Raw genomic sequence first — 12,821 nt, 5'->3', positions numbered from 1 at the left:
ACTTCGGCGATGTGGTTAGCATCAAGTGTCGTAGTGTGACTCACGACACCCTTCAGCCCAAGGAGGTCACTTGTCCAGCACCACCGATCTCGCCGAGCTTCACGATCTCATCGGAAACCTCCGGCGGTGCGTCACATCGCTGGCGTCGCGTTTCGGGGACAGCCCCGCCACCCGCCGCATCGTCAACGACGCCGAGCGCATCCTCAACGACATCGACCGGCTCGACATCGACGCGGAAGAGCTCGAACTCGCCCGTGGCGTGATCCCGCACCCCCACGTCGCGGAGCGGATCGCGATCCCCGACACGCAATACGACACCGACTTCTGGCGCGACGTCGACGACGAGGGACTCGGCGGGACGCGCTGAGCTCAGCGTGCCCGCGTGGCACGTCGAGCTCGGGGAAATAGGAAACATCCAGAGGGATTCGAGAGGGACCTGTGAGCGCACCCACCGCCGACCGCAAGGCGACCGGCGTCTTCTCGCCTGGCCGAGCCCAGATCGCGCAGCGCACGCTGCGCACCGACGCCTGGTGGAAATCACCACTGATCGTGGACCTGGGCTTCGCGGCGTTCGTCATCTACGCCACCGTCCGGGCGTTCATGCAGAAGTGGTACTACGTACCCGACTACCACTACCTGACGCCGTTCTACTCGCCGTGCGTGAGCACCGGGTGCACCCCGGAGGCCAGCCACTTCGGCCAGTTCCTGCCCGACGTGTGGTGGCTGCCCTACGCGGCGCTGTCGTTGCCGTTCCTGCTGCTGTTCCGGCTGACCTGCTACTACTACCGCGGCGCCTACTACCGGTCGGTGTGGCAGTCGCCGACGGCGTGCGCGGTGGCCGAACCGCACGCCAAATACACCGGCGAGACGCGGTTGCCGCTGATCATCCAGAACACCCACCGATACTTCTTCTACATCGCGGCGATCATCTCGGTGATCAACACCTACGACGCGATCATCGCGTTCCACAGCCCCACCGGCTTCGGGTTCGGGCTGGGAAACATCATCCTGCTGGTCAACGTGATCCTGCTGTGGACCTACACGGTGTCCTGCCACTCGTGCCGCCACGTCGCCGGCGGGCGGCTCAAGCACTTCTCCAAACACCCTGTCCGGTACTGGATGTGGACACAGATCAGCAAGCTGAACACCCGGCACAAGATGTACGCCTGGATCACGCTGGGCACGCTGATGTTCACCGACTTCTACGTGATGGCGTTGGCGGCGGGGTGGTTCCCCGATCTCAGATTCGTTGGCTGACAACTTAATACGATTGGCAAGTGAGGATTGATGGCTGAATTGGACGCTCTTCGCGCGAGCGGCTCATCGCAATTGGAACGGCACGAGTACGACGTCGTCGTGATCGGTGCCGGCGGTGCCGGGCTGCGCGCGGTGATCGAGGCCCGTGAGCGGGGCCTTCGCGTCGCGGTGGTGACCAAGTCGCTGTTCGGCAAGGCCCACACGGTGATGGCCGAGGGCGGCTGCGCCGCGGCGATGCGCAACGTCAACACCAAGGACTCCTGGCAGGTGCACTTCGGTGACACCATGCGCGGCGGCAAGTTCCTGAACAACTGGCGGATGGCCGAGCTGCACGCGCAGGAGGCCCCCGACCGGGTGTGGGAGCTGGAGACCTACGGCGCGCTGTTCGACCGCACCAAGGACGGCAAGATCAGCCAGCGCAACTTCGGCGGGCACACCTATCCGCGGCTGGCCCACGTCGGCGACCGCACCGGGCTGGAGATCATCCGGACGCTGCAGCAGAAGATCGTCTCGCTGCAGCAGGAGGACAAGCGCGAGCTCGGCGACTACGAGGCGCGCATCAAGGTCTTCCACGAAACTTCGATCACCGACCTGATCAAGGACGGTGATCGGATCGCCGGCGCGTTCGGCTACTACCGCGAGACCGGCAAGTTCGTGCTGTTCGAGGCGCCGGCGATCGTGCTGGCCACCGGCGGCATCGGCAAGTCGTTCAAGGTGTCGTCGAATTCGTGGGAGTACACCGGCGACGGCCACGCGCTGGCGCTGCGCGCCGGGTCCGGCCTGATCAACATGGAGTTCATCCAGTTCCACCCGACCGGCATGGTCTGGCCGCTGTCGGTCAAGGGCATCCTGGTCACCGAGGGGGTCCGCGGCGACGGCGGAGTGCTGAAGAACTCCGAGGGCAAACGGTTCATGTTCGACTACATCCCCGACGTGTTCAAGGGGCAGTACGCCGAATCCGAGGAGGAGGCCGACCAGTGGCTCAAGGACAACGACTCGGCCCGGCGCACCCCTGACCTGCTGCCCCGCGACGAGGTCGCCCGCGCCATCAACGAGGAGGTCAAGGCGGGCCGAGGTACCCCCCACGGCGGGGTCTACCTCGACATCGCCACCCGGATGACGCCCGAGGAGATCAAGCGCCGGCTGCCGTCGATGTACCACCAGTTCATGGAGCTGGCCGAGGTCGACATCACCAAGGACGAGATGGAGGTCGGGCCGACCTGCCACTACGTGATGGGCGGCATCGAGGTCGACCCGGACAGCGGCGGCGCAGCCACACCGGGGCTGTTCGCCGCGGGCGAGTGTGCGGGCGGTATGCACGGCTCCAACCGATTGGGTGGCAACTCGCTGTCCGACCTGCTGGTGTTCGGCCGGCGGGCGGGTCTCGGCGCGGCCGACTACGTCCGGTCGCTGTCGGCACGGCCGGCGGTGTCCGACGCGGCACTCGAGAGCGCCACCGCGCTCGCGCTGTCTCCGTTCGAACCCAAGCCGAACCCGGAGAACCCGTACACGCTGCATGCCGAGCTGCAGCAGTCGATGAACGACCTGGCCGGCATCATCCGCAAGCAGGCCGAGCTCGAAGAGGTCCTGGTCAAGATCGACGAGCTCAAGCGTCGCTACCAGAACGTCTCCGTCGAGGGTGGCCGCATCTTCAATCCGGGCTGGCACCTGGCCATCGACATGCGCAACATGCTGCTGGTCAGCGAATGCGTGGCCAGGGCCGCGCTGCAGCGCACCGAGAGCCGCGGCGGGCACACCCGCGACGACTTCCCGCAGATGGACGCCAACTGGCGCAACAAGCTGCTGGTGTGCCGCACGTCGGATACCGAGGTGGTACCCGACGTGACGGTCACCTCGGAGCCGCAGGCGCCGATGCGTCCCGACCTGCTGGCCACCTTCGAGCTGTCCGAGCTGGAGAAGTACTACACCGAAGCCGAACTGGCCGAGCATCCCGAACGGAAGGGCTGAGATGGCGACCTACAACGCGAACATGCGGGTCTGGCGCGGCGACCCGGCCGGGGGCGGTCTGCAGAACTACACGGTCGAGGTCAACGAAGGCGAGGTGGTGCTCGACATCATCCACCGGTTGCAGGCCACCCAGACGCCCGATCTGGCGGTGCGGTGGAACTGCAAGGCCGGCAAGTGCGGATCGTGCTCGGCGGAGATCAACGGCCGGCCGCGGCTGCTGTGCATGACCAGGATGTCGACGTTCGACGAGGACGAGGTCATCACCGTGACCCCGCTGCGCACCTTCCCGGTCATGCGCGACCTGGTCACCGATGTGTCGTTCAACTACGAGAAGGCCAGGGAGATCCCGTCTTTCACGCCGCCGAAGGATCTGCAACCCGGTGAGTACCGGATGGCCCAGGAGGACGTGAACCGGTCCCAGGAGTTCCGCAAGTGCATCGAGTGCTACCTGTGCCAGAACGTGTGCCACGTCAACCGTGACCACGAGGAGAACAAGAAGGCGTTCGCCGGCCCGCGCTACCTGATGCGCCAGGCCGAGCTGGACATGCATCCGCTGGACACCCTCAACCGCCGCCCCGAGCAGGCCCAGGAGGAGAACGGTCTGGGCTTCTGCAACATCACCAAGTGCTGCACCGAGGTGTGCCCCGAGCACATCAAGATCACCGACAACGCGCTGATCCCGATGAAGGAACGCGCGGCCGACCGCAAGTACGACCCCATCGTGTGGCTGGGCAACAAGCTTTTCCGCCGATGAGCGAACCCCCCGGGGCCGGTTGCACCGATCGCGGCGTGGTCGGGTCGGTGAGCGTCTCGGACAGCGTCGGGGTGGCCGGTTCGATCGCCACGTCGGGCAGCGCCGGGGTGGCCGGTTCGATCGCCACCGCGGGCAGCGCAGGGGTGGCCGGCTCGATCGCCACCGCGGGCAGCGCGGGCGTCGCCGGGTCCGTCGCCACCGCCGGCAGTGCCGCGGTCGTACGCTCGATCGCCACCGCGGGCAGCGCCGCGATCGCCGGCTGCGTGCTGACCGTGCTCTCGGTGGCCTGCGCGGGCTGCCTGGCCTGTCTGGGCTGTGTCGCGTGCCGGGGCTGCAAGGTGTGCGTGGGCTGCGTCGACTGTGCGGGCTGCACCGGCTGCGTCGGCTGCGTGAACTGCTCGGGGCTGCGCAACGCGGTCGGCCTGCGTGACGTGCACGCGGCCTGAACCGGGGATCGGGCGCGCAATGCGACGCCCACCCTCTTTGTCAGGCTGGTTGTGCGTGGGTTCGCGCGCCGGATTCGCTCAGGCCGGGGCGAGCCGGCGACCGGTCAGCGGGCTGGAGTAGACGACGTTCGTCGTGATGGTGCCCAGCGCCGCGATGCGCCCGGTGAGCCGCTCCAGATCGGGCATCGAGCGGGCCGGCACCTTCATGATGAAGCAGTCGTTGCCGGTCACGTGGTGCGCCTCGACGATCTCAGGGGTCACGTCCAGCAGGTCGTGCAGCGGCTTGTAGTTCCCCGACGGATACGCCAGCCGGACGAACGCCGTGATGGTGTAGCCCAGCGCTGCGGGATCGACGGTCGCCACGTACCCGGTGATCCCACCGATACCGCGGTCCGGTGCGCGCCACCCGCGTTAGATTCGGGGCCATGCCGACTCCTGACGGACTGCTGCTCGACCCGAACAGATTCGACCCCAAGCGGCTCGACCCCCAGTCCCGCCGCCTGCTCAAGGGGTTGATCGACTGGTTCGAGGAACGCGGCAAGGCCCGGTTGCTGCGCGACGATCTGGATGCGGCGTGGGTTGACGACTTCCTCGACCACGTGAAGCGTGAGCGGCTGTTCGCCACGTTCCTCACCCCGTCGGAGTTCGCCGACGGGGATGCCGACAAACGCTGGGACACCTCGCGCAACGCGGTGCTGAGCGAGATCCTCGGGTTCTACGGGCTGGCGTACTGGTATGCCGAACAGGTCACCATCCTCGGGCTCGGACCGATCTGGCAGAGCGACAACGTCAAGGCCAAGGAGAAGGCCGCCGCGCAACTCGAGGCCGGCGGGGTGATGGCGTTCGCGCTGTCCGAACGCGAACACGGCGCCGACATCTACAACACCGACATGGTGCTCACCCCCGCCGCGCCGGGCGACACCGAAGGTGTGGTGTTCCGGGCGTCCGGGCAGAAGTACTACATCGGCAACGGCAACGTGGCGGGCATGGTGTCGGTTTTCGGACGTCGCTCCGACATCGAAGGGCCGGAAGGCTACGTGTGGTTCGCGGCCGACAGCGGCCACCCGGACTACCAGCTGATCGGCAACGTCGTGCACGGCCAGATGTTCGTCAGCAACTTCGCGCTCGACGACTACCCGGTCTACGAGGAGGACCTCCTGTGCACTGGGCCCGACGCGTTCTCGGCGGCGCTGAACACCGTCAACGTCGGGAAGTTCAACCTGTGCAGCGGATCGATCGGGATGTGCGAGCACGCGTTCTACGAGGCGATCACACACGCCAACAATCGCATCCTGTACGGGAATCCCGTCACCGACTTCCCGCACGTGCGGGCGAGTTTCGTCGAGGCCTACGCCCGGCTGATCGCGATGAAGCTGTTCAGCGACCGCGCCATCGACTACTTCCGCAGCGCCGGACCCGAGGATCGCCGCTACCTGCTGTTCAACCCGGTGACCAAGTCGAAGGTCACCTCCGAAGGCGAGAAGGTGGTCACCCTGCTCTGGGACGTGCTCGCCGCCAAGGGCTTCGAGAAGAACACCTACTTCTGCGAGGTCGCACGCCTGATCGGCGCGCTGCCCCGGCTCGAGGGCACGGTGCACGTCAACGTCGCGCAGATCCTGAAGTTCATGCCGAACTTCATGTTCGACCCGGCCGACTACCCGCAGGTTCCCACCCGCGACGACCCGGCCGACGACGTGTTCTTCTGGTCGCAGGGCCCGGCCCGGGGCGCGTCGAAGGTCCGGTTCGCCGACTGGGCGCCGGTCTACGAGCAGTACACCCACATCCCGAACGTGGCGGTGTTCTACCAGCAGGTCAAGGCACTGAAGGAGCTCCTCGCCACCGCTGCCCCCGACGCCGACCAGCAACGCGACCTCGACTTCATCCTCGTCGTCGGGCACCTGTTCACCCTCGTGGTGTACGGCCAGTTGATTCTCGAACAGGCGAACCTGACCGGGCTGGACACCGACTTCCCGGACCTCGTCGACCAGATCTTCGACGTGGCGATCCGCGACTTCTCCGGCTACGCCGTCGCGTTGCACGGCAAGCCCGGCTCGACACCGGCGCAACAGGAGTGGGCCCTGTCGGCGGTGCGTAAGCCGGACGTCGACGCGGCCCGGTTCGACCGGGTGTGGCAGCACGTGCGCAGCTACGACGGCGCCTACCAGATGCGGCCCTGACTACGCCGCCGACCATCCGGTAGATCGCCGGATCCACCGCCGATTCCGTGGGCCCGGCGGGGAATCACCGTCGGATGGGTGTTCCGCTGCCGGTCGCGGCGGGCTTCGATGAAGCCATGACCGATGCGCGTGCATTCTTCCGGGCGAAACCGGCCTTCGAGATCGACCCGCCGACCTGGCCGCGGCCCGGTCGGCCGGCGCCGAGCTGCCCGACCGGGGTGCCGACATCGTCGTGTACTGCTGGGGGCCGGGCGGCAACGGCGCCACCAAGGCCGCACCGACCCTCAGCGAGCTCGGCTACCGGCACGTCCGCGAGCTCATCGGCGGGTTCGAATACCGGGCGCGGGAGGGGTTCTCGATCGTCGGCCCGCACGGACGCACCCGGCATCCGGTGGACGCGCTCACCGCGGTGGCACCGGATCCGCTGCCCAGGTAGCCGTGTAGACACCCCGCGCAGGGGTACCCTCACAGACAGCAGCCAATCAACGCAGAAAGGCAGCACGATGTCGCTTCGAGAGCCCCAGAGCGTGAACGATATCCGCACCGCGATCCGCGAGCTGAGCGCCCGTGCAGAGTTGGCTCGCCGGGAGGGCCGGGCCGACGACGCCGCCGAGCTGGACGAGCGGATCAGCAACTACCGAGACGAACTCGGCGCCCGTCCCTAGACCGGGCACCCCGCCGTTCCGTCAGCCGCCGAGCCGACGGAACGTACTGCGGTGGAACACGATCGGCGAGACGTCCTGGTGAATCGTGATCTCGCTGACGCGTAGCACGACGATGGTGTGATCCCCCGCGGGGACCAGCTGTTCGACGACGCTCTCCAACCACACGCTGGTGCCGTGGACGAACACCGCACCCCGCTCGCTCGACGACGTCTCCAGCCCCGCGAAGCGGTCGCCGGTCTTGGCCGCCAGCGTGCGCGCGGCCTCGTCGTGCGATTCGCCGAGCACGCTGATGCCCAGCGACGGCGCCTTCGCCAGCACGGGCCACGTGGTCGACGTGTTCTGCACGCAGAACGACACCAGGGGCGGATCGAGGGAGACCGGGACGAAGGTGCTGGCCGCCAGGCCGACCCGGGTGCCGTCCACCTCTGCGGCGATCGCGATCACCCCGGTCGGGAAATGACCGAACGCCTCCCGCAGGGACGTTGGGCTCGGGTGTGCACTCGCTCCGCTCATCGCCACCATCTTCACACGTAACGGTGCACCACAGCGGCGTCCAGGCCCGATATTGCCCGTCCCCCACCGCGACCACCCTGTTCGACGGCATCCAGCCACCCTGCACAGGGTTCGGGTGAGCACAATCACATCCAGGTAAACCTGCAGATCAGAGGCTGAAAACAGGCCAAATCCCACACTCGGCCAACCACTCGGTTGGTTAGTCGGCCGAAATTTCCTATGTTGGTCTTGCGCCCAAGTTACCAGCCGGTATAGTTAATGGCAGTTACTGGTGGGTAACTTATCCGATGAGTACCCAACCACAGGTGGCGTTCTCAATGAGGAGGAAACGTGAGCCATTACAAGAGCAATGTCCGTGACCAGGTATTCAACCTGTTCGAGGTGTTCGGCGTCGACAAGGCTCTCGGTACGGGTGCCTATGCAGACTTCGATGCGGAGACCGCGACCGAGATGCTGGCCGAGATGGCTCGCCTCGCCGAGGGCCCGGTCGCCGAGTCCTTCGAAGAGGGTGACCGCAACCCGCCGGTCTTCGATCCCAAGACCCACACCGTGACGTTGCCCGAGGCCTTCAAGAAGTCGGTCCGCGCGGTCATCGACGGTGGCTGGGACAAGCTGGGCATCGAAGAGGAGCTGGGTGGCACCCCGATGCCGAGCGCGCTGACGTGGGCGCTGCAGGAGCACATCCTCGGCGCGAACCCCGCGGTGTACATGTACGCGATGGGCGCCGGGTTCTCCAGCATCTTCTACAACCTCGCGACCGAGGAACAGAAGAAGTGGGCGGTTCTGGCCGCCGAGCGGGGCTGGGGTTCCACGATGGTGCTCACCGAGCCGGACGCCGGCTCCGACGTGGGCGCCGGCCGCACCAAGGCGGTCAAGCAGGAGGACGGCTCCTGGCACATCGACGGTGTGAAGCGCTTCATCACCTCGGCCGACTCCGACGACCTCTTCGAGAACATCATGCACCTGGTGCTGGCCCGTCCCGAGGGCGCCGGTCCGGGCACCAAGGGGCTGTCGCTGTTCTTCGTGCCGAAGTTCCTCTTCGACACCGAGACCGGTGAGCCCGGCGAGCGCAACGGCGTGTTCGTCACCAACGTCGAGCACAAGATGGGCCTGAAGGTCTCCGCGACCTGCGAGCTGTCGCTCGGCCAGCACGGTGTGCCCGCCAAGGGCTGGCTGGTCGGCGAGGTGCACGACGGCATCGCGCAGATGTTCGACGTCATCGAGCAGGCCCGCATGATGGTCGGCACCAAGGCGATCGCCACGCTGTCGACCGGCTACCTCAACGCGCTGGAGTACGCCAAGTCCCGCGTGCAGGGCGCCGACCTGACCCAGATGACCGACAAGACCGCGCCGCGCGTGACCGTCACGCACCACCCGGACGTGCGTCGTTCGCTGATTACCCAGAAGGCCTACGCCGAGGGTCTGCGCGCGCTGTACCTGTTCACCGCGACCCACCAGGACGCCGAGGTGGCCAAGGCGGTGCACGGCATCGACGCCGACCTCGCGGTGAAGGTCAACGACCTGATGCTGCCGATCGTCAAGGGCGTGGGCTCCGAGCAGGCGTACGCCAAGCTCACCGAGAGCCTGCAGACCTTCGGGGGTTCCGGCTTCCTGCAGGACTACCCGATCGAGCAGTACATCCGCGACGCCAAGATCGACTCGCTCTACGAGGGCACGACCGCCATCCAGGCGCAGGACTTCTTCTTCCGCAAGATCGTCCGCGACAAGGGTGTGGCGCTGGCCCACGTGGCCGGCCTGATCGACCAGTTCGTCAAGAACGAGTCGGGCAACGGCCGGCTCAAGGCCGAGCGAGCGCTGCTGGCGACCGCGCTGCAGGACGTGCAGGGCATGGCAGCCGCGCTGACCGGCTACCTGATGGCTGCGCAGGAGGATCCGGCCAGCATCTACAAGGTCGGCCTCGGCTCGGTCCGCTTCCTGATGAGCGTCGGCGACCTGGTGCTCGGCTGGCTGCTTGCGCAGCAGGCGGCCGTGGCGATCGACAAGCTCGACGCCGGTGCCAGCCACAACATGGGGGCCGAGGACCGCGCCTTCTACGAGGGCAAGGTTGCGGTGGCGTCGTTCTTCGCGAAGAACTTCCTGCCGCTGCTGACCAGCACCCGGTCCATCGTGGAAAACCTCGACAACGAGGTCATGGAACTGGACGAAGCAAGCTTCTAGTCCCCCTGGAACGCTTCGGACCCGAGACGCCCCCGGACTCTTCCCGGGGGCGTCTTGCATTGCGGACGCTGCGTTAGCAGACGCGAAAGCCCCCGAAACGTCGGGTTTCAGGGGCCTACTCGCGTCTGCTCGCGGAAAAAAATAGGGCGGGTTCGGGAGGACAGTGGGCGCGACTCTTTTCGTGGTGCGCGGCCGGCTTTCATCCCTTGCACGGCTCTTTGGTCGGTCACTCCCGAACCCGTCGTGCGATCGATGCTACGCCCCGGCGAGCGCGGACAACAGGGAAATTCTCGGGAAATTTCAGGCGCCGGAATCCTTCGATCGAAGCAGCGCGCGGGTGCGCGCCCGGCCCTCGTCGGAGGGGTCGAAAGCCGCGCCGACGAATTCGTCGACCCCGGCGGCGGCCAGCTCATCGAGTCGGCCCGCGACGGTGTCCTCGTCGCCGATGATCGCGGCGTCCTCCGGCCCGACGTAGCCCTCCCGGTCGAGCATCGCGCGATAGGACGGCAGCGTGCCGTAGACCGCGAAGTTCTCGGCGGCCTGCCGCCGAACCGCGTCGACGTCGTCGGTGACCGCGACCGGCAGTGCCGCCACCACGCGTACGGCGCCGTCCGGGCGCCCGGCGTCGGCCGCCGCCTGCCGCAGGGTAGGGCTGACGTGGTCGCGCAGCGTTGTCGGCCCGGTCATCCAGGTGCAGGTGCCCGCGGTGCGCCGGCCCGCCAGGCGCAGCATCTGCGGTCCCAGCGCCGCGATGTAGACGTCCGGGCGCGGCGCGTCGGGGATCACCAGCGCACCCCGGGTGGTCACCGTCTCCCCGACGGCGTTCGCGGGCTCGCCGGCCAGCAGCGGGAGCAGGCCGTCGAGGTACTCGCCCAGCCGGCGCACCGGCTTGTCCCACGGGATGCCCCACATGCCCTCGGTCACGGCTGCGTGGGTCATTCCCAGCCCCAACGTGAACCGGCCTCCGGACGCCTGGCTGACGGTCAGCGCCTGCTGCGCCATGTGCATCGGGTGCTGGTTCTGGATGGGCACCACCCCGCTGGCGGCCTCGATGGTGTCGACCTCGCGCAACGCGATCGCCAGGATCGTGAGCAGGTCGGGCTCGTAGGGCATCTGGCTCATCCAGACCCGGGGGAAGCCTTCGTCGCGCAGCTGCGCGAGGTTGGCGACGGTCGCGTCGATCGGCGAGCCGTTTCCGGCGCCGCTGAGCTGTCCGAACATGCTGATCTGCATAGGTGAAATCTAAGAGCCCCGTGTTGCCGTCGGGTCGGGGGGTCAGACGGCAACACGGAGCTATCCCATGTATCGACGCCCCACCGGCGGGCGTTACAGCTCCCGCGAAACTTTTTCCCGATTTGCCGTCAGCCTCGGATCTCACCACCCGACCTGGAAATTGCACAGGTCACGGTCGCGGCCCATTTGCCATCGGCCCCCTGGTCAGGCCTCCAGGATCGCGGTCACACCCTGCCCGCCGGCGGCGCAGACCGAGATGAGGCCGCGCAATGGGCGCCCCGTCGCCCCATCAGCTTGGGCCTTCTTCTCGGCCAGCTGCTTGGCCAGCTGGGCGATGATGCGCCCGCCGGTGGCGGCGAACGGATGCCCGGCGGCCAGCGACGAGCCGTTGACGTTGAGCTTGGAGCGGTCGATGGAGCCCAGCGCACTGTCCAGGCCCAGCCGCTCCTTGCAGTACTCCTCGGACTCCCAGGCCGCCAGGGTGGCCAGCACCACCGAGGCGAACGCCTCGTGGATCTCGTAGTAGTCGAAGTCCTGCAGGGTCAGCCCGTTGCGGGCCAGCAGCCGCGGCACCGCATAGGTCGGCGCCATCAGCAGGCCGTCGCGCCCGTTGACGTAGTCGACCGCCGCGGTCTGGCCGTCGACGAAGTAGGCCAGCACCGGGATCGCGCGCTCGGCCGCCCACTGCTCGGACGACAGCAGCGCCACCGAGGCGCCGTCGGTCAGCGGTGTCGAGTTGCCGGCGGTCATGGTGGCGTCACCGTTGCGCACGCCGAACACCGGCTTGAGCTTGGCCAGCTTCTCGGTCGACGAGTCGGCGCGCATGTTGTCGTCGCGGTAGAGCCCGAGGAAAGGGCTGACCAGATCGTCGAAGAACCCGCGGTCGTAGGCGGCGGCCATGTTGCGGTGGCTGGCCGCGGCCAGCTCGTCCTGGTCGACGCGCTTGATGCCCATCTGCTTGGCGGTCACCGCGGCATGCTCGCCCATCGACATGCCGGTGCGCGGCTCGCTGTTGACCGGGATCTCCACACCGATCGAGGCGGGCAGCTTGCCGACCAGCTTGAGCCGGTCGATGGTCGAGTCGGCGCGACGCAGACCCAGCAGCACCCGGCGCAGGCCGTCGCCGAACGCGATCGGCGGGTCGGAGGCGGTGTCCACGCCGCCGGCGGCAGCGACTTCGTAGCGCCCCATCGCGATGCCGTCGGCCGCCGAGATCGCCGACTGCAGCCCGGTGCCGCAGGCCTGCTGCAGATCGAAGGCCGGCGTGTACGGCGACAGCGAGCTGCCCAGCACGCACTCGCGCATCAGGTTGAAGTCCCGGCTGTGCTTGAGCACGGCGCCACCGATCACCGCGTCGAGCTTGTCGCCCACCAGACCGAACCGATCGGCCAGGCCGTCCAGCACGGCGGTGAACATGTCGGTGTTCGAGGCGTGCGCGTACGCGCCGTCGGCGCGTGCGAACGGGATCCGGTTACCTCCGAGGATCGCCACTCGGCGGGTTGTCTTGGTGTCGGCCACGTCTGCCTCCCGGCGTCGCGAGGTTGGGGTTGTCTTCGAAGTGTCTGACGTCATACTACCCACCGTTCTTACTCTGGAGTAAGTTCGTGATGGACGCGACAGACACCCGAGG

13 protein-coding genes are annotated in these 12,821 nt (G+C 67.4%); 9 read left to right on the top strand and 4 right to left on the bottom strand.

Annotation, left to right across the window (positions count from 1 at the left end; genetic code table 11):
* Positions 1-70 precede the first annotated feature (70 nt).
* The 5 genes from JDV09_RS06575 (at position 71) to JDV09_RS06555 (ending at position 4,425) form a co-directional block, all read left to right on the top strand.
* The gene (locus JDV09_RS06575; protein ID WP_221368314.1) at positions 71-367 is read left to right on the top strand and encodes an Rv0250c family protein; all 297 of its coding nucleotides are present in this window, start codon (positions 71-73) and stop codon (positions 365-367) included.
* Between the two features lie 71 nt (positions 368-438).
* Complete coding sequence (gene sdhC, locus JDV09_RS06570) at positions 439-1,257, top strand: succinate dehydrogenase subunit SdhC (RefSeq protein WP_221368313.1); 819 nt, start codon at positions 439-441, stop codon at positions 1,255-1,257.
* Positions 1,258-1,287: 30 nt separating this feature from the next.
* Positions 1,288-3,225 carry a fumarate reductase/succinate dehydrogenase flavoprotein subunit gene (locus JDV09_RS06565; protein ID WP_221368312.1) on the top strand — a complete coding sequence of 646 codons (1,938 nt, stop codon included), beginning with the start codon at positions 1,288-1,290 and terminating at the stop codon, positions 3,223-3,225.
* Between the two features lies 1 nt (position 3,226).
* Complete coding sequence (locus JDV09_RS06560) at positions 3,227-3,979, top strand: succinate dehydrogenase/fumarate reductase iron-sulfur subunit (protein ID WP_221368311.1); 753 nt, start codon at positions 3,227-3,229, stop codon at positions 3,977-3,979.
* Entirely contained in the window at positions 3,976-4,425 is a 450-nt protein-coding gene (locus JDV09_RS06555; RefSeq protein WP_221368310.1) for a hypothetical protein, read from the top strand. The genes JDV09_RS06560 and JDV09_RS06555 overlap by 4 nt, the downstream gene beginning before the upstream one ends.
* 78 nt (positions 4,426-4,503) lie before the next feature.
* Here JDV09_RS06555 and JDV09_RS06550 read toward each other — a convergent pair whose 3' ends face one another.
* Complete coding sequence (locus JDV09_RS06550; RefSeq protein WP_308124034.1) at positions 4,504-4,788, bottom strand: Lrp/AsnC family transcriptional regulator; 285 nt, start codon at positions 4,786-4,788, stop codon at positions 4,504-4,506.
* Between the two features lie 62 nt (positions 4,789-4,850).
* Between JDV09_RS06550 and JDV09_RS06545 the strand changes: the two genes are divergently transcribed.
* From JDV09_RS06545 to JDV09_RS06535, 3 genes are all read left to right on the top strand, one after another.
* Complete coding sequence (locus JDV09_RS06545; protein WP_221368309.1) at positions 4,851-6,602, top strand: acyl-CoA dehydrogenase family protein; 1,752 nt, start codon at positions 4,851-4,853, stop codon at positions 6,600-6,602.
* 133 nt (positions 6,603-6,735) lie between these two features.
* On the top strand, positions 6,736-7,038 hold the full coding sequence (locus JDV09_RS06540; protein ID WP_372452862.1) for a rhodanese-like domain-containing protein: 303 nt from the start codon (positions 6,736-6,738) through the stop codon (positions 7,036-7,038).
* A 91-nt stretch (positions 7,039-7,129) separates the two neighbouring features.
* A complete protein-coding gene (locus tag JDV09_RS06535) occupies positions 7,130-7,267 on the top strand; it encodes a hypothetical protein (RefSeq protein ID WP_221368516.1) in 138 nt (45 codons plus the stop codon).
* A 21-nt stretch (positions 7,268-7,288) separates the two neighbouring features.
* On the opposite strand, the gene JDV09_RS06530 is transcribed toward JDV09_RS06535, so the two are convergent.
* Positions 7,289-7,780: a flavin reductase family protein gene (locus JDV09_RS06530; protein WP_221368308.1), complete on the bottom strand. Its 492-nt coding sequence runs from the start codon at positions 7,778-7,780 to the stop codon at positions 7,289-7,291.
* A gap of 330 nt (positions 7,781-8,110) precedes the next feature.
* Here JDV09_RS06530 and JDV09_RS06525 point away from each other — a divergent pair, with 330 nt between their 5' ends.
* Positions 8,111-9,958 (top strand): acyl-CoA dehydrogenase, encoded by a 1,848-nt coding sequence (locus tag JDV09_RS06525; protein WP_221368307.1) that lies wholly within the window; start codon positions 8,111-8,113, stop codon positions 9,956-9,958.
* Positions 9,959-10,258: 300 nt separating this feature from the next.
* Here the strand turns inward: JDV09_RS06525 and JDV09_RS06520 are convergent, their stop codons facing one another.
* The gene (locus tag JDV09_RS06520; RefSeq protein ID WP_221368306.1) at positions 10,259-11,191 is read right to left on the bottom strand and encodes a TIGR03564 family F420-dependent LLM class oxidoreductase; all 933 of its coding nucleotides are present in this window, start codon (positions 11,189-11,191) and stop codon (positions 10,259-10,261) included.
* 204 nt (positions 11,192-11,395) lie between these two features.
* Positions 11,396-12,763 carry an acetyl-CoA C-acetyltransferase gene (locus JDV09_RS06515; RefSeq protein ID WP_255604928.1) on the bottom strand — a complete coding sequence of 456 codons (1,368 nt, stop codon included), beginning with the start codon at positions 12,761-12,763 and terminating at the stop codon, positions 11,396-11,398.
* Between the last annotated feature and the right edge of the window lie 58 nt (positions 12,764-12,821).

Origin of the sequence: Mycolicibacterium xanthum, from assembly GCF_019710635.1 — a bacterium.
In the GTDB taxonomy this organism is placed as follows: Bacteria; Actinomycetota; Actinomycetes; order Mycobacteriales; family Mycobacteriaceae; genus Mycobacterium; species Mycobacterium xanthum.
The sequence above is the reverse complement of the archived record's forward strand: the minus strand, read 5'-3'. Positions and strand labels throughout refer to the sequence as shown.

Bases quoted from the DNA above. Each gene is read 5' to 3' on its own strand.
- JDV09_RS06515 (WP_255604928.1), bottom strand. From the start codon at position 12,763: ATGACGTCAGACACTTCGAAGACAACCCCAACCTCGCGACGCCGGGAG.
- JDV09_RS06555 (WP_221368310.1), top strand. From the start codon at position 3,976: ATGAGCGAACCCCCCGGGGCCGGTTGCACCGATCGCGGCGTGGTCGGG.
- JDV09_RS06520 (WP_221368306.1), bottom strand. From the start codon at position 11,191: ATGCAGATCAGCATGTTCGGACAGCTCAGCGGCGCCGGAAACGGCTCG.
- JDV09_RS06545 (WP_221368309.1), top strand. From the start codon at position 4,851: ATGCCGACTCCTGACGGACTGCTGCTCGACCCGAACAGATTCGACCCC.
- JDV09_RS06565 (WP_221368312.1), top strand. From the start codon at position 1,288: ATGGCTGAATTGGACGCTCTTCGCGCGAGCGGCTCATCGCAATTGGAA.
- JDV09_RS06530 (WP_221368308.1), bottom strand. From the start codon at position 7,780: ATGAGCGGAGCGAGTGCACACCCGAGCCCAACGTCCCTGCGGGAGGCG.
- JDV09_RS06560 (WP_221368311.1), top strand. From the start codon at position 3,227: ATGGCGACCTACAACGCGAACATGCGGGTCTGGCGCGGCGACCCGGCC.